The organism is Achromobacter mucicolens (genome assembly GCF_902859725.1).
GTDB lineage: Bacteria > Pseudomonadota > Gammaproteobacteria > Burkholderiales > Burkholderiaceae_B > Achromobacter > Achromobacter mucicolens.
Map to the genome: position 1 here is coordinate 253,643 of NZ_CADIJP010000002.1, position 14,512 is coordinate 268,154.

The 14,512-nt window shown below is 66.9% G+C and carries 17 protein-coding genes; 10 read left to right on the forward strand and 7 right to left on the reverse strand.

Annotation, left to right across the window (positions count from 1 at the left end):
- Positions 1-9 precede the first annotated feature (9 nt).
- The 3 genes from HV786_RS02965 to HV786_RS02975 form a co-directional block, all read right to left on the reverse strand.
- Positions 10-405, reverse strand: a complete 396-nt coding sequence (locus HV786_RS02965) for a RidA family protein (protein ID WP_128829211.1) — start codon at positions 403-405, stop codon at positions 10-12.
- Between the two features lie 31 nt (positions 406-436).
- Entirely contained in the window at positions 437-1,573 is a 1,137-nt protein-coding gene (locus tag HV786_RS02970) for an NAD(P)/FAD-dependent oxidoreductase (RefSeq protein WP_175209945.1), read from the reverse strand.
- 159 nt (positions 1,574-1,732) lie between these two features.
- Positions 1,733-2,224, reverse strand: coding sequence for a MarR family winged helix-turn-helix transcriptional regulator (locus HV786_RS02975; RefSeq protein WP_056321583.1), 492 nt, complete (start codon positions 2,222-2,224; stop codon positions 1,733-1,735).
- A 135-nt stretch (positions 2,225-2,359) separates the two neighbouring features.
- Here HV786_RS02975 and HV786_RS02980 point away from each other — a divergent pair, with 135 nt between their 5' ends.
- From HV786_RS02980 to HV786_RS03020, 9 genes are all read left to right on the forward strand, one after another.
- On the forward strand, positions 2,360-3,625 hold the full coding sequence (locus HV786_RS02980; RefSeq protein WP_128829210.1) for a flavin-dependent oxidoreductase: 1,266 nt from the start codon (positions 2,360-2,362) through the stop codon (positions 3,623-3,625).
- Complete coding sequence (locus HV786_RS02985) at positions 3,622-4,107, forward strand: DUF3237 domain-containing protein (protein WP_128829209.1); 486 nt, start codon at positions 3,622-3,624, stop codon at positions 4,105-4,107. The genes HV786_RS02980 and HV786_RS02985 overlap by 4 nt, the downstream gene beginning before the upstream one ends.
- A gap of 44 nt (positions 4,108-4,151) precedes the next feature.
- The gene (locus tag HV786_RS02990) at positions 4,152-5,117 is read left to right on the forward strand and encodes a Bug family tripartite tricarboxylate transporter substrate binding protein (protein WP_062840466.1); all 966 of its coding nucleotides are present in this window, start codon (positions 4,152-4,154) and stop codon (positions 5,115-5,117) included.
- 181 nt (positions 5,118-5,298) lie between these two features.
- On the forward strand, positions 5,299-5,898 hold the full coding sequence (locus HV786_RS02995) for a nitroreductase family protein (RefSeq protein ID WP_128827301.1): 600 nt from the start codon (positions 5,299-5,301) through the stop codon (positions 5,896-5,898).
- Between the two features lie 142 nt (positions 5,899-6,040).
- Positions 6,041-6,469, forward strand: coding sequence for a VOC family protein (locus HV786_RS03000; RefSeq protein WP_128827300.1), 429 nt, complete (start codon positions 6,041-6,043; stop codon positions 6,467-6,469).
- A 13-nt stretch (positions 6,470-6,482) separates the two neighbouring features.
- On the forward strand, positions 6,483-7,409 hold the full coding sequence (locus tag HV786_RS03005) for a LysR substrate-binding domain-containing protein (protein ID WP_128827299.1): 927 nt from the start codon (positions 6,483-6,485) through the stop codon (positions 7,407-7,409).
- 144 nt (positions 7,410-7,553) lie between these two features.
- Entirely contained in the window at positions 7,554-8,279 is a 726-nt protein-coding gene (locus HV786_RS03010; RefSeq protein WP_175209947.1) for a hypothetical protein, read from the forward strand.
- Positions 8,280-8,287: 8 nt separating this feature from the next.
- Positions 8,288-8,662: a DUF4387 family protein gene (locus HV786_RS03015; RefSeq protein ID WP_175209949.1), complete on the forward strand. Its 375-nt coding sequence runs from the start codon at positions 8,288-8,290 to the stop codon at positions 8,660-8,662.
- Positions 8,663-8,791: 129 nt separating this feature from the next.
- Positions 8,792-9,631: a lysozyme inhibitor LprI family protein gene (locus tag HV786_RS03020; RefSeq protein ID WP_128827609.1), complete on the forward strand. Its 840-nt coding sequence runs from the start codon at positions 8,792-8,794 to the stop codon at positions 9,629-9,631.
- Between the two features lie 43 nt (positions 9,632-9,674).
- Here HV786_RS03020 and HV786_RS03025 read toward each other — a convergent pair whose 3' ends face one another.
- Positions 9,675-9,896, reverse strand: coding sequence for a hypothetical protein (locus HV786_RS03025; protein ID WP_175156759.1), 222 nt, complete (start codon positions 9,894-9,896; stop codon positions 9,675-9,677).
- Here HV786_RS03025 and HV786_RS03030 point away from each other — a divergent pair.
- Positions 9,895-10,629, forward strand: coding sequence for an META and DUF4377 domain-containing protein (locus HV786_RS03030; protein ID WP_217284645.1), 735 nt, complete (start codon positions 9,895-9,897; stop codon positions 10,627-10,629). The genes HV786_RS03025 and HV786_RS03030 overlap by 2 nt on opposite strands.
- Before the next feature lie 14 nt (positions 10,630-10,643).
- Here HV786_RS03030 and HV786_RS03035 read toward each other — a convergent pair whose 3' ends face one another.
- From HV786_RS03035 to HV786_RS03045, 3 genes are all read right to left on the reverse strand, one after another.
- Positions 10,644-11,087 carry a CopD family copper resistance protein gene (locus HV786_RS03035; protein ID WP_128827611.1) on the reverse strand — a complete coding sequence of 148 codons (444 nt, stop codon included), beginning with the start codon at positions 11,085-11,087 and terminating at the stop codon, positions 10,644-10,646.
- Between the two features lie 183 nt (positions 11,088-11,270).
- A complete protein-coding gene (locus HV786_RS03040) occupies positions 11,271-13,733 on the reverse strand; it encodes a penicillin acylase family protein (RefSeq protein WP_128827612.1) in 2,463 nt (820 codons plus the stop codon).
- Between the two features lie 287 nt (positions 13,734-14,020).
- On the reverse strand, positions 14,021-14,350 hold the full coding sequence (locus HV786_RS03045; RefSeq protein ID WP_128827613.1) for a DUF4148 domain-containing protein: 330 nt from the start codon (positions 14,348-14,350) through the stop codon (positions 14,021-14,023).
- Between the last annotated feature and the right edge of the window lie 162 nt (positions 14,351-14,512).

Here is a 14,512-nt window from a genome sequence, read left to right on the forward strand (position 1 = left end):
GGACAGCTTTCAGGCGGCAGGCGCCTTGGATTGGGCATCGCCCAGCCACGCCTGCACTTCGATCTCGACGTCCAAGTCCATGGCCAGCTTGGCCTCGACGGTGGAGCGCGAGGGGAAATCGGAAGAGAAATGGCTGCGATAGGCCTCGTTGAACTGGGCGAAATGCGCCAGGTCGGTCAGCCACACGGTCACGCGCACCACGTCTTTCAGGCTTGCGCCGGCCAGGGCCAGGGTTTCCTTGATGCGCTCGATGGCGGCATGCGTCTGGGTGGCGACGTCGCCGCGCACCACCTGGCCGGCGGCATCCATCGGGATCTGGCCGGACAGGAACAGGAAACCGCCCGCCTGGGTGGCGCGCGAGAAAGGCAGGGGCAGGGTGCTGGGGTAGCGGGTAATGGCGGTCATCTGGGGAATCTCGGTGTGGTGGGCAACAGGGTCAGCGCAGGCGCTCGGGCCGCACGGCGTCGGCATTGACGCCGTGCGCCTGCAGGTGGTCGGGAATGGGCTGGCGCGTCAGCAATGCGGCCGCCAGCTCGGACGTGGCCGCCGCGGTCTGGATGCCGTAGCCGCCTTGCGCCGCCAGCCAGAAGAACGACGGCGTGGCCGCGTCCCAGCCCACCACGAAGTCACCGTCGCGCACGAACGAGCGCAGGCCGGCCCAGGTGTGCTTCGGGCGTCGGATGGTCAGCGACGTGGCGGTTTCGATGCGGTAGATGCCAGTGGCGACATCCAGTTCCTCGGGCACCACGTCGTGCGCATCGACCGGGTCGGCATTGGCGGGCGAGCCTAGCAGCTGCCCCGCGTCGGGCTTGAAGTAGTAGCTTTCGTCCACGCCCACCACGGCGGGCCAGTGCGAGAAATCCATGTCCTGCGGGCCACTGAAGGTGAACGCGGTGCGGCGGCACGGCTGCAGGCCGACGGGGGCGGCGCCGCACAAGCCGGCCGTGTGGTCGGCCCAGGCGCCCGCGGCGTTGACGACGGCCCGCGCGCGGATCTGCCGGCCATCGGCCAGGGTCAGCGTCCAGACATCGTTCTCGAAAGCGGCGCCCACCAGTTCGGCGTTGTTGTGCAGCACGGCGCCCTGGCGGCTCATGCCGCGCAGAAAACCCTGGTGCAGCGCATGCACGTCGATATCGCGCGCATCGGGTTCCTCGATCGCGCCGCACAGCTGGTCTTCGCGCAGGCAGGGCACGCGCTTGACGGCCTGGCTGGCGTCGATCAGGGTCACGTTTGGCGACTGGCGGTGGAAGTCTTCGAAGGCGTCCTGCAGCAGATCCTTCTGATCGGGCGTCCCGATGTACAACACGCCGCGGGGGCTGAGCAGCGGATGCTCGCAGAAGCCTTCCGGCGGATGCTCGTAGAACGCGCGGCTGGCGCGCGTAAGCGCCTTGATCTGCGTGGTGCCGTAGGTCTCCATGAACATGGCCGCCGAACGGCCGGTGGAGTGATAACCGGGTTGGGACTCTCGTTCCAGCACCGCCACGGACGCCGAGGCGCTCAGGCGGTAGGCCACGGAGGCGCCGGCGATGCCCGCGCCGATCACGGCAAAATCGTATAGGGTTTCAGCAATCATTTTGTCGGAAGCGAGAATTCTCTTATTTGATAATTCTCGAATACGATAGTTTTTTGGCGCGGCGGGGGTAATAGGGGAATGCCCGCATCGGGGCAGAAAGTACGCAATCGGGCGCGCGGGCGCGCGAATCGGGGACGCGGCGCGATGCCGGCGGACGCGTCAGCCCAGCTTGCCCAGCAACCCGATCAGCTTGCGCCGCTCTGCCGCGCCCAGCTTGGCGCTGATGCGGGCATCGTGCGCCTGCACGGCTTCGGTGATGGCCGCCAGCGCATCGTGGCCGGTCTGCGTCATGGCCAGCGCGTACGCGCGCCGGTCGTGCTCGGCCTCCTGGCGTTCCACGTAGCCCAGGTCCTGCAGCTGGTTCACGATCTGCACCGCGCCGGACCGCGCAATGCCCAGGATGCGGGCCAGGTCGGTGAGCTTGAGGTTTTCGTTCGCGGCGATCAGCGTCAGCGCCGAGTACCGCTGCGGCGTGATGTCCCACGGCGCCAGCGCGGCCAGGAAGTCCTCGTAGATCAGGATCTGCGCGCGCCGGATCGCGTAGCCGACCAGGTCGTCCAGTGCGCCGTACTGAACGCCGGGCACGTGCGGATCGAAGTGTTCGCCACGGGCCGCGGGGCGGCGAGGGCGTTGGACGGATGCTCTGGACATGGGGGGGCGGATCGCGGACGGGGCCTCAACACTAATGCAGGCATTGTCGCCGCGCCACCGGATTGCGGGAAATCCCTCGTGCGGAACGCCAGGCGATTTTGTTATGTTGCATAACAAATAAGACCAGGAGTAGACATGCAAATCGTCATTGCCGGCGCGGGTATCGGCGGGCTGACTCTCGCGCTGATGCTGCACCGCCGCGGCATCGGCTGCCGCATTTATGAAAGCGCGCAGGAACTGCGCCCGCTCGGCGTCGGCATCAACCTGCTGCCCCACGCCGTCAGCGAGATCGAACAGCTGGGCCTGATGCCCGCGCTGGCCGAACGCGCCATCGAGACCTCGCAGCTTCACTACTACAACAAGCTGGGCCAGCCGATCTGGCGCGAGCCGCGCGGCCGCGAGGCCGGCTATCCGCTGCCGCAGTTCTCGGTGCATCGCGGCGAGTTCCAGATGCTCCTTGCGCAGGCCGTGCGCGAGCGTCTGGGTCCGGATGCCATCGTCCCCGGCATGGTGCTGGAGTCCGCCACCCAGGACGCGGACGGCGTGCAGGCCCGGTTCCGCAGCCGCGCGGACAACACGCTGCACACCGTGCAGGGCGACATCCTGGTGGGCGCCGACGGCATTCACTCCGCGCTGCGGCGCCAGCTCCATCCCGTGGGAGACGAACCCCGATTCTCCGGCCGCATGCTGTGGCGCGCGGTGACCGAGGCGCCGCCGTATCTGGACGGGCGCAGCATGTTCATGGCGGGGCACCAGGATCAGAAGTTCGTCTGCTATCCGATTTCGGAACCGCTGCGCCGGCAAGGCCGCTCGCTCATCAACTGGATCGCCGAGCTGTCCATTCCGGGCGCGGAACTGCCCGCCACCGACTGGAACCGCAAGGTCGACAAGTCCGTCTTCGCGGACCGCTTTGCCGACTGGCGCTGGGACTGGATCGACATCCCGGCCATCATCGACGGCGCCGAGGCGATCTACGAATTTCCGCTGGTCGATCGCGACCCCTTGCCGCGCTGGACGCGCGGGCGCTTCACGCTGCTGGGCGACGCCGCGCACCCGATGTACCCCATCGGCTCCAACGGATCGGCCCAGGCCATCCTGGACGCGCGCTGCCTGGCCGACTGGCTGGATCAGGCCGTGCGCGGCAAGGCGCGCTCGGCCGAGATCGCGCTGCTGGAGTACGAAGCCGAACGCCTGCCGCGTACCGCGGGCATCGTGCTGCGCAACCGCCTGAACGGTCCCGAGCAGGTGATGCAGATGGCTGAAGAACGCGCGCCCGCGGGGTTCGCGAACATCAACGACGTGATTTCGGGTGAGGAGCTGGCGGCGGTGTCGCTGCGCTACAAGCAGCTTGCGGGCTTTGACCCGGCGGTGCTGCGCCTTGCCCGCGGAGAGAAACCATGAGCGGCGCCGATGCCATGAACGACACGCAGGCCCCACGGCTTGAACACGTGGCCACCGTCGTGGTCGACGTGGGCGCGCCGCAGGAAGTGGGCGATACGCCGCAGGGGCGCCGCCGCGTGATCCCCATCACCGGCGGCACGGTCCAGGGACCGCGCCTGTCGGGCAAGGTGCTGCCCGGCGGCGCGGACTTCCAGATCATCCGGTCGGCCACCTTCACGGACATCCACGCGCGCTACGTCATCGAGACGCCCGCGGGCGAGCGCGTGTATGTCGAAAACACCGGCATCCGCACAGGCAGCGCCGAGGACATTGCGCGGCTGGCGCGCGGCGAAGCCGTCGATCCGGCACGCATCTACTTTCGCAGCTATCCCCGTTTCGAGACGTCCTCGCCCACGCTGGGCTGGATGAACGAAAGCCTTTTCATCGGCACCGGCGCGCGCTATCCCGATCGCGTCGAGCTGCGCTTCTATCGCATTTGCTGACCCCGCGGCAGCCGCCGCGGCATTAAAAAAACCAGGAGACAACCATGCAAACGATGCTGCGCCGCCTGCTGGGCGGCTTCCTGCTGTGCGTGCCGCTTGCGGCGGCCGCGCAATTTCCCAATGGGCCGGTGCGCCTGAACGTGGGTTTTCCGCCCGGCACCGGGCCCGATATCGTGGCGCGCACCCTGTCCCAGCACATGGGGCCGCTGCTGGGCGAAAGCGTGGTGGTGGAAAACAAGGTGGGCGCGGGCGGGCAGATCGCCGCGCAGACCGTGGCCCGCAGTCCGGCTGACGGCCAGACCCTGCTGCTGGGCGAGGTCGGGTCGATCAGCATTTCGCCCGCCACGTACCGCAACCTGAATTACGATCCGCCGCGCGATTTCGCGCCGATCTCCGAGGTGGTGCGCGCCGACTTCGTGCTGGTCGTGCCGGCCACGTCGCCCTACAAGGATCTGGCGGCATTCATCGACGCCGCGAAAAAGGCCCCGGACCGCCTGAACTTCGCCACCTTCGGCGCGGGCACGCCGGGCCATTTCGGCGCCGAGCTCTTTGCGCGCGAGGCCGGCCTGAAGATCGAAGCCATCCACTACCGCTCGACCGGCGATGCTGTCTCCGGGCTGGTGTCCGGCGGCGTGCAAGCGGCGTTCGTGACGACCGCGCTGGCCGCGCCCCAGGTGCAGGGCGGCAAGCTGCGCGCGCTGGCCACCACGGGCGCGCAACGCACCCAGGCCCTGGCCGATGTGCCCACCTTTGCCGAGCGCGGCTTGCCGGCGGTCAACTTTGGCGCCTGGTTCGCGCTGTTCGCTCCGGCCGGCACGCCCGACGCCGTGCTGACCCGCCTTCAGGCCGACAGCGCGGCCGCGCTGCGCCAGCCCGCCGCCGTGAAGACGCTGGGCGAGGCCGGCTTCGTGGTCGTGGGTTCGGACCGGCAGGCCCTGCAGGCGCTGCTGACCGCCGAATCCAAGCGCTGGACCGAGGTGGTGAAGGCGACGGGGTTCCGCGCCGACTGAGGATCCGAGGGGCGCAACGTCCGTGGATTTGCTGCCCCGACGCACCGATTTCACCCGTTTGATCTCACCGGTGGAACAGTTTGTTCCAGCCGAAGTGCGGTTGAACGGGTATTCGCGTCATGGTCCAGCCGGTAGAATGCCTCCCATCGTCATCTCTATCTACTGGTCGAAAGGTCAAAACATGAGCAACGCATATCTCGAAGCGCTCAAGCAGCGCCGCACGCAGTATTCGCTGGGCCGCAACCTGTCGGCCTCCAAGGAAGAACTGACCACGCTGATCCAGGAAGCGATCAAGCACAGCCCGTCGTCCTTCAACTCGCAAAGCTCGCGCGCCGTCATCCTGTTTGGCGCCGAAAGCGAAAAGCTCTGGAACCTGGCCACGGAAGAAGTGCGCAAGGTTGCGCCGGCCGAAGGTTTCGACAAGACCGAAGCCAAGCTCAAGAGCTTTGCCGCCGGCGTGGGCACGATTCTGTTCTTCGAAGACCAGGACGTGGTGCGCAGCCTGCAGGAAAAGTTTGCGCTGTACGCTGACAACTTCCCCGTGTGGTCCGAGCAGTCGGGCGGCATGGCCCAGCTTTCCGTCTGGACCGCGCTGGCCAACGCCGGTGTGGGCGCCAGCCTGCAGCACTACAACCCGCTGATCGACGCCGCCGTGGCGCGTGAGTGGAACGTCCCCGCCTACTGGAAGCTGCGCGCGCAGATGCCGTTTGGCTCGAACGAAGCGGGTTTCGGCGACAAGCCGTTCATGGACGACGCCGAACGCTTCCGCGTGTTTGGCTGATCGCCTCGGGCGCGCCGCGCGCGCCCGGCATGACCGCGGTCTTCAGGCCCGCATTGCTCGACAGAGCCATGCGGGCTTTGTCATTTTCGGGCGGCGGATGGCGCTATAGTCGACTGAGCCTGTCAACCCGAAAGGAGACGTCATGCAGACCAATGAGATCCATCGCGGCCGCCTGATCGATCACATCCAGCTTGTCGTGCGGGACCTGCCCGCCAGCCAGCGCTTTTACCAGGCAGTGTTCGACGCCCTGGAGGTGCCCATGGGCGGTACGGCGGACGACTACTTCTGGGCCGACGAACTGTTTGTGTCGACGGCCGACAGCCAGGCCGCGCTGGGCCAGTTGACGGGTCGCCACCATCTTGCGTTCCAGGCGCGCGATCAGGCGATGGTCGACGCGTTCTACAAGGCGGCGCTGGCCCACGGCGGCAAGGACAACGGCGCGCCGGGATTTCGCGATTACCACCCCGGCTACTACGGCGCATTCGTGCTGGATCCGGACGGCAACAACATCGAAGCCGTGTTCCACGGCGAAGCCCGGCGCAGCGCGCCGTCGGTCACGGTGACGTTCTGAACGGAGCGTTTCCGTGCAACTGCGCCATCTCCGGTATTTCGTGAAGATCGTCGAGGCGGGCAGTTTCTCCCGCGCGGCGGCACTCATTCCGGTGGCGCAGCCGGCGCTCAGCCAGCAGATCGCGGCGCTCGAAGAAGAGCTGGGCGTGACGCTGCTGCACCGCAGTGCGCGGGGCGCGCGTCCCACTGCCGCCGGCGCCGCGTTGTACACGGAAGCCGCGTCCATCCTGAGCCGCATGGAGCGCATCCCGCAGATCGTGCGCTCGCTGGGCGGCGACATCCAGGGCGTCGTGCGGATCGGCATGTCGTCCACGCTGGCGTCGTTCCTGGCGGGCGAACTGATGGAGAAATGCCGGGCATCGCTGCCCAAGATCAGCCTGCGCTTCAGCAGCGACGCAAGCGGCCAGTTGGGCGCCCGCATCCGCGACAGCTCGCTCGACCTGGCGCTGGTGTTCGAGGACGAGCCGACCACCGGGTTCGCGCGCCAGCCGCTCTTCCGGCAACGGCTGTTCGTGGTCAGCCCGCGCAAGCCGGGGCGCCGGCCTTGCGCCATGCGCTTTGAGCAGCTGGCCGGCATGCCGCTCATCCTGCCCGCCCATCCCAACATGACGCGCAACCTGCTGGACCGGCTGTTTTCCGAAGCCGGCATCGTGCCGCAGGTGGTCGCGGAAACCGAGGTCTTTTCGGGCATGCTGTCGGCAGTGCAGGCGGGCATCGGCCACACCATCCTGCCGCTGGGCGACTTCTCGCGCGCGCCCGGGCATGCCCAGGTGTCGGCGGCGATGATCGAGCCGCCGGTCTATCTGACCGCGGCGGTCATCGCCTCCAGCGACGTGCCGCTGGCGCCGCCGGCCGAGGCGGTGCGTACGCTGCTCAGCGAATTCGTCATGCGCCACGTCGCGGAAAGCGGACTGGCCGGCGCGGAACCGCTGGCGTCCTGACGCGCCGCCAACAGGCCAGACAGCCATATCGGCGGCCGATACCCGCATATCGACATAGTATTTTTCCTACCACCGACGCCGGCGCAAAGTGCACTCCCAGGCAGCAACCGCAATGTCCGCGGCCTGCAATACAGGAAAGTGATGATGGCAAAGCTGGTTTATCGCGTGGTGTCCGCGTGCGGCGCGCTGGGATATGGATTTTCCCGTGAATCGCTGCAAAAGGCGCTGGAAGGGCGTATCGACGCCGTGATCTCGGATGCGGGGTCGATGGACGCCGGTCCGTATTACCTGGGCACGGGCACCGAATACTTCGAACGCGAGGCCGTGAAGGCGGACTTTCGCCACATGGTCGAGGCGGGCGAGCGCATCGACGGACCGGTCATTCTGGGCAGTTGCGGCATGGCCGGGGGCAACCGCAACCTGGACTGGATGATCGACGTCGCCAAGGAAGTCTTTGACGAGCTAGGCGTGAAGGACCGCACCGTGGCGGTCATCCGGTCCGAGCTGGACCCGGCCAGCGTGATCCGGGAGTTCCGGGCGGGCGCGCTGCGGTCGACGGGCGCGGACCCCGAGCTGGACGCCGCGGCACTGGAAGAGAGCACCATCGTGGGACAGATGGGCGTGCATCCCCTCATCACGGCATTGGAAGGCGGCGCGAAGTATGTGCTGGCCGGCCGGTGGCGCTGGTTCGCACCATCGACCGCGAGCCCGCGCAGAACGAGGACCTCATCAAGAACCGCATGTTCCCGATCACGTATTTCCGCGTCAACGGCGCGGCGTGGACGGAAAGCGGATCCGCCCGGCCGCGGTATGCGGACATCGGCATCACGGGCTACGAGGGCAACCTGGACGATCGCACGCTGTCCCTGATCGCCGACGTGCCGCCAGCAGGAACGCCGCAGCGCGAACAGCCGCTGCTGGACATGGCCGTGGTGGTGCGCAGCAAGGACGCCGGCATCAACCGGCTGACGTTCGACATCGTGTTCAATTCCGCCGCCGACTACGAGGCCGCGCTGCGCTCGAACGTGTTCTGCGCGGCCAACGTGGCGCGTGTGCTGGGCGTGGCGCCCGAGCGCGTGGTGGGCACGTTCTTCGTGGACAGTTGCAATGCCATCAAGCTGAGGATCGACCGCCCGAACATTTCGGCCTCGCCCGACGAGCGCGACGTTTTCGGGGCGCAGCAGCAGGCCGTCATCGAGCGCCTGTCGATACCGCACTACGCGGAGCGGCTGGCGATGGCCTCGGCGTTGTAGCGGGCATCGCGCGGCCCGCCGCTCGTCCAAGGCCAGGGCGGGCGGCGGGTTTGCCGTTTTCAGGGCGTCCCCGGTTTCATGCCAGAATGGCACGCTGTTCAACCGCCATCGAACCCCGAGAAGAATCAGATGAGACCTGGAATTCCCGCACTACGGTTGCTGTCCCTGGCTGGCTTGTTCGCGTTGTCCGCGCCTGCGCTGGCCATCGATTGCAAGAAGGCCGCCACCGGCGTCGAGAAGCTGATCTGCGCCGACCGCGGCGCGGTATCCGCCGACGCGGAATTGAACCGCAGCTACAGCGCACTATTGAAAGCCGCGCCCGATGCCGAGATCCGCACGATGCTGGTCGAGGGCCAGAAGCGTTGGCTGGCGGCGCGCGACAACGCACTGGAAAGATTGATCGACTCGCCCGACCTGCTGCCCGACGGCAAAACCCCCGCACAGGCGGCGCGCAGCCTGATTCTTGCGCGTAGCGCCCAGCTCAAGGAAAAGGCCAAGGGGTCCGACAAGGGGGCCGACACCCCGGTCCTGATCGCGCGGGCGCTGGAACAGCGCAAGTTCCGGGCGCAGTTCACCGGCGGCCCGTTTGCCGGCTTCGCGTCGTCGTGCGACGTGCTGCCGCCCGACTACAACAACTACTCCTGCTTTGCCACCCGCCATTACCAGAACAAGGATCGCGTCTGCACGATCGACGAGTACTGGGCGTCCGGCGGCGTCTACACGAAGCGGTACGTCGCCAACGTCGAGAATGGCAAGCCCAAGGTCATCGCGTCGTGCTCGTTCAGCAGCGCCGACGAGGCGTGCAGCGACGGCAATGGCAAGACCCATTGGAACCGGTCGCCGGCAAAGCCCGATTTCGGATATGCCGACAAGCCGCTGCCGAAGATCGACGGCGAGATCTTCGATACCGACGACTACGAATGGGCGCAGGCTTGCCTGGCCAGTCCGGCATATCCCGACGGAAAGTAGCGCGCGCAGACGCCCGCGGCAGCGCGGACGGCAGACGAAAGTGTCAGACTGTAATTCGCGCGCCGCGCTCGCAAGATTTGGAAACGGTATGGCCGGCGCGCTGGCCATTTCGTCCACACCACGGACGTAGAATGCCGCTTTTCTTTCCGGCCAGCGGCTGACAGGAACCAATCATGAAAAAAACCCTCCTTCTTGCATCCGTTTGCGCCGCGCTGCTGTCTGCCTGCGCGCCCGCGACCTCTCCCCGTGAAGGATCGTCCGCCATGCCTGATTCCGCCGCCACGTCAGCCGCCACCCAAGCCGGCCTCACCGCCTACCACTGGCGCCTGACCGCTGCCACCGACCCCGCGGGCAAGGCCATCGCCGCGCTGCAAAAGGGTGTTGAACATCAGGTGCGGCTGACCTTCAAGGACGACGGCGTCAATGTCCGCGGCGGCTGCAACGCGCAGTTCGGCGGGTACACGTACAAGAATGGCGTGCTGACCATCGCTAACCTGGCCTCCACGATGAAGGCGTGCGAACAAAGCCTGATGCAGCTCGATGCGGAAATCGCCCAGCGCCTCAAAGGGCAATTGCGCGTGACGCTGTCGGGCGACAAGGCCGAGCCCGCCCTGGAGCTGACCGCGCAGGACGGCAGCGTTCTGACGTTCATCGGCGAACCGACGCCCGAAACCTTGTATGGCAGCACGGGCCAGATCATGTTCCTGGAAGTTGCGGCCAAGCGTGCCGAGTGCAGCCATCCGATGATTCCGCACTACCAGTGCCTGATGGTGCGCGAACGCAAATTCAACGAGGCGGGCATCGCGTTGCCCGCGCCGGACAAATGGCAGCCGCTGTATCAGTCGATCGAGGGATTCGAACATCAGGACGGCGTGCGCACCGTGCTGCGCGTCAAGCGCTACGACTGGAAGAACCCGCCCGCCGATGCGCCGTCCAAGGTCTACGTGCTGGACATGGTGGTCGAGCAGGACGCCTCGGGCAAGGCAGCGAAGCGATAGCCGTCAGCGCGTCGTCACCAGGTGATGTAGAACATCGCCTTGGCCAGCACGACGATGGCGACCATGTGACAGAACACGCTTGTGTGCAGGCGGCTTTGCAGCGCGCCGGTGAGCTTGCGCCGGCGCGCCAGCACCAACGCCGTCACGACATGAGCCAGCACGCTGACGGCCAGCAGGATCTTCACCGTCAGCAACAGCCCAAACGATGAGGTCAGCGGCGCGGCAAGCGCGCCGCGATGCTGCCAGGCCAGCCCCAATCCCGCCAGGTACAGCACCAGCACCGACCAGGGCACCACCGAACGCACCCGGGGCCCAAGCTGGCTGCCCAGCGCCTTGCGCACGTCCGGCGGCAGGCGCCGGTGCACCGGTTCCAGGAACAGCACCTCGAAAGCGACGGTGCCGACGAACAGGAAGGCGGCAAGCAGGTGCAGGATGAGCAGCACGGGATAGAGGGTCATGGCGGTATTCTCCGCCGCCGGATGGCGGCGGGAAATGACGAACATCAAGGGGGCGGGCCCCGTTTGAGTCCGGCGGATCATCGATCCAGGTGTCAGACACCCATTGAGACGTCGCCGCAAGCTGACGACCATCTCAGACGGGTGTCAGACACCGTACCAGGATCAAAAAGCCGGGATCTCAGCTCAATTGCCCGAAGGCTGCAGCGTCAACGTATCCGAACGCTGGCTGTCCACCTTGGCGCGGCTGAACGCCATGGGGAAATACTCGCCCGTCGCCCAGCCCTTGAGCAGATCCTGGTAGTGCGGGCTGCGCGGATCCGCCGATTGCCCCGGCACGTTCTGCACGCGCGAGGTGTCCCAGTCGGCCACGTCGATCACCTGACGGTACGACGCACCGCTGGTCACGCGGTAGTCGCTCTTGCGGAACGTCGCGCGGTGAACCGTGTCGTTGTCGCCGCCGACCGGATAGCGCGGCGTGCCCCAGGCCTTGGCGGTGTCGGGCGGCAAGAGGCTTGCCAGGCTGTGATCGAACTGGATGTGGTGCAGCTTGCCCCACTGCCACTGTGTCGAATCCGGCCCCATCTTGGCGGTGAGCTTCGTCAGGCCGTCGGCCAGTGCCTGCAACAGCAGGGCGTCGCGGCCCTGTTCAGGCCGGGGGCCGAAAGCGGTGTCGGGCGTGGCCAGCTTTTCCAGGGTCCGGCGGGTGGAAAGGTCGCCGAACGCCGCGCGTCCGTTCGCCGGCACGTACAGCTCGGTCACGCGCTTGACGACTTCGGGCAGCCAGAACGCGTAAACGGTCGCCGCCCGAGAGTCGGTCTCCATGCGGTAATCCCAGTCTTTCAAGAGGCTCAGCGCCGCGCCGACGTTCGGGTCCGCCGAGTTCAACGACTTGGCGTAACCGCCCAGCGTGCGGGCCGGGATCGACAGGTTGTCGAACTGCAGGTCCTGCGACTGCTGCACGGTCAGGCCGCGGCCGTCGGCCACCACCTCCCGGATGCGCTGCACGCGGAAGGGTTCGGCCCAGGTGCGTGCCGACATGTCCTTGTACGGGTAGTTGGCGGGCAGGTTGTACTCGTTGGCCGTGGCGACATAGCCTTCGGGCGGGTTGAAGACGCGCGGCAGGGAACTGCCGGGCAGCACGCCCCGCCATTCGAAGTCGCCATTGCCGGGCACGGGCAGCATGCCGGACCAGTCATTGCGCGGACGGATCGGCGCGATGCTGCCGCCGAACCAGCCGATGTTGCCGTCCACGTCGGCGTACACCATGTTTTCGCTGGGCGTGTAGTGCTTTTCCATGCCCGCCACGAACTCGTTCCAGTTCTGCGCCTGGTTCAGGCGAAGGCTGGCCAGGTAGGCCGCCGTCCCCGGAAATTCCAGATAGGCGGCGCGCAGGGCGTAGGCCTTGCGCCGCACCGGGTCTTCATGGATGACCGGCCCGTGGCGCGTGAACTTCAGGCTGCGCGTTGCAGGCGAGGCGCCGCGCACGGCAATGGTCTCGTCGATCTGGCGCATTTTTTCCCAGCCGCCCTGGTAGCGGTATTCGCTGGGGTTGGCGGGGTTGGTGTCGTAGACATAGAGGTCTTCCTCGTCGCCGAAGGCGAAGATGGTCAGGCCGAACGCGATGCGGTCGTTGTGTCCCATCGAGACGCCGGGCAATGCCGGTTCGCCCGCGCCGATCACGTTCCAGCCCGGCGCATTCAGGTGAACCATGTAGCGCAGCGACGGCATGGTGATGGACCGGTGCGGGTCGCCCGCCAGAATGGGCTTGCCGGTCGCGGTGCGTTCGCCGCTCAGCGTCCAGTTGTTGCTTTCATAGCGCGGCGCCAGCGGGTCGACGGCCGGATCCAGCGAGGCAAGCCTGCCCTCGGACAAGGCGCTGGCCAGCTTGGCGCGATCGTCGGCGGCGAGCGGGCTGCGCGGGAAGTCGCCCGCCTCGAACTTCTGACCGTCGCGCGCCAGCCGGTAGGTGGCGAGCACGGACTTGTTGATCTGGCGCACGTCCAGGCCGGCGGGCACCTGCAACGCCAGGGGCGGCTCGAAGGTGGTCAGGCCCTGCACGGTATTCAGCCCCAGTGCGGCGATCTGCTCGGACATCCGCACTTCCTCGCTGACGTTGCGCGTCAGCCCGTAGATGCGGATCAGCGAGGTCTCCGGGCTCCAGTAGCCGGGCTCGGTGCCGGTCAGCTTGAACTCTGGCGGCATCTGGTCGGGATTGGCCTTGACCCAGTTCACGTAGGCGTTGATGCCATTGGCGAACGCCGTGAGGATGGCCTGGCCGTCAGGGTGGTAGCTGGCGAATTCCGCCTGCATGTCGCCCCGGTAGCGGAAAAGGCGCGCCGCGCGGTCCTGCTCGATGAAGCGCGGGCCGAACTGTTCGGCCATCTTGCCTTCGCCCTGGCGGCGCCACAGGTCCAGCTGCCACAGGCGGTCGCGCGCCGCGGAAAAGCCCTGGGCAAAGAACAGGTCGGCCTGGTTCTTGGCGTAGATGTGGGACACGCCGTGCTTGTCCCTGACGATTTCCACGGGCTGCGACAGCCCCGCCATGGCGATCGTGTCCTTCTTGCCGCCTGGCGAGGCGCAGCCCGCCAACACTGCGATCAGGCCGCTTGCCAGCAATGCGGCGGCCCTGCGCTTGAACGTACGCATAGACTTCTCCTCCGGGTTATTGATCTTTTCTATGCCGGCAGTACGCAAGACGCAGGCAGCCGCGCCAAACGCAACACCATGCAACGGCTAGAACTAAAGCAGAAGCGCGGGGAGAAGTGTTTTATTTGATTAATTCTGGCAGGACTTGTAACGCCTTTGCGCAAGCCGTTTGCCGGGGACGCGCAGCCAGTCGGGTGGCCCGTCTGGACGTGCGCGGCGTGATGACATCTTTCGTCACGACATTGCGGGGTGGCCCAACCAATGGGCAGGGCCACGCTCCGCGGCAATTACCAGCGGCGTTGCGATCCCGGCTGGCTGGCGGGCGGTTGAGCCATGTCGCCGGTGCGCACTGTGCTGACGTACTTCTGGTAGTCGGAGATATAGGTCGGGCTGTTGATGTTGGGGGTTTCCTCGCCGGCCCATTGGGCCTCGACGCCTGATTCCTTCCACGCCGCCAGATCGCGTTCGACCTCGGCGCGGGTGGGGGTGTAGTTGGAGGGCGGCGCGGCGGTGGCGGGCGCGGAGGCCGCAGGTTGCGCACCGGCAGGGCCGGACAGCAGGGCAAAAGCCGCCAGCGCGGCCGGAACGAGGGCGCGTAAGGGGAGTAGGGGCTTCATGTGGGAACTCCAGGTGACGGACAGGGACGCCGGATCGGGGCTCAGGCACTCTGGTGCAAAGGCCCTTGGATGAGACCGGCGCAGGCCGGGGGAAGGCATCCGGCGGACACGTGGCCGCTCGGTGCTCATGCCTTCGTGCTCATCGTAGGGCCGCATGGGTGC

What these genes read in the sequence shown, in the direction of transcription:
- HV786_RS02965 (WP_128829211.1), bottom strand. Translation starts at nt 405, where the DNA reads ATGACCGCCATTACCCGCTACCCCAGCACCCTGCCCCTGCCTTTCTCG.
- HV786_RS02970 (WP_175209945.1), bottom strand. Translation starts at nt 1,573, where the DNA reads ATGATTGCTGAAACCCTATACGATTTTGCCGTGATCGGCGCGGGCATC.
- HV786_RS02975 (WP_056321583.1), bottom strand. Translation starts at nt 2,224, where the DNA reads ATGTCCAGAGCATCCGTCCAACGCCCTCGCCGCCCCGCGGCCCGTGGC.
- HV786_RS02980 (WP_128829210.1), top strand. Translation starts at nt 2,360, where the DNA reads ATGCAAATCGTCATTGCCGGCGCGGGTATCGGCGGGCTGACTCTCGCG.
- HV786_RS02985 (WP_128829209.1), top strand. Translation starts at nt 3,622, where the DNA reads ATGAGCGGCGCCGATGCCATGAACGACACGCAGGCCCCACGGCTTGAA.
- HV786_RS02990 (WP_062840466.1), top strand. Translation starts at nt 4,152, where the DNA reads ATGCAAACGATGCTGCGCCGCCTGCTGGGCGGCTTCCTGCTGTGCGTG.
- HV786_RS02995 (WP_128827301.1), top strand. Translation starts at nt 5,299, where the DNA reads ATGAGCAACGCATATCTCGAAGCGCTCAAGCAGCGCCGCACGCAGTAT.
- HV786_RS03000 (WP_128827300.1), top strand. Translation starts at nt 6,041, where the DNA reads ATGCAGACCAATGAGATCCATCGCGGCCGCCTGATCGATCACATCCAG.
- HV786_RS03010 (WP_175209947.1), top strand. Translation starts at nt 7,554, where the DNA reads ATGGCAAAGCTGGTTTATCGCGTGGTGTCCGCGTGCGGCGCGCTGGGA.
- HV786_RS03020 (WP_128827609.1), top strand. Translation starts at nt 8,792, where the DNA reads ATGAGACCTGGAATTCCCGCACTACGGTTGCTGTCCCTGGCTGGCTTG.
- HV786_RS03030 (WP_217284645.1), top strand. Translation starts at nt 9,895, where the DNA reads ATGCCTGATTCCGCCGCCACGTCAGCCGCCACCCAAGCCGGCCTCACC.
- HV786_RS03025 (WP_175156759.1), bottom strand. Translation starts at nt 9,896, where the DNA reads ATGGCGGACGATCCTTCACGGGGAGAGGTCGCGGGCGCGCAGGCAGAC.
- HV786_RS03035 (WP_128827611.1), bottom strand. Translation starts at nt 11,087, where the DNA reads ATGACCCTCTATCCCGTGCTGCTCATCCTGCACCTGCTTGCCGCCTTC.
- HV786_RS03040 (WP_128827612.1), bottom strand. Translation starts at nt 13,733, where the DNA reads ATGCGTACGTTCAAGCGCAGGGCCGCCGCATTGCTGGCAAGCGGCCTG.
- HV786_RS03045 (WP_128827613.1), bottom strand. Translation starts at nt 14,350, where the DNA reads ATGAAGCCCCTACTCCCCTTACGCGCCCTCGTTCCGGCCGCGCTGGCG.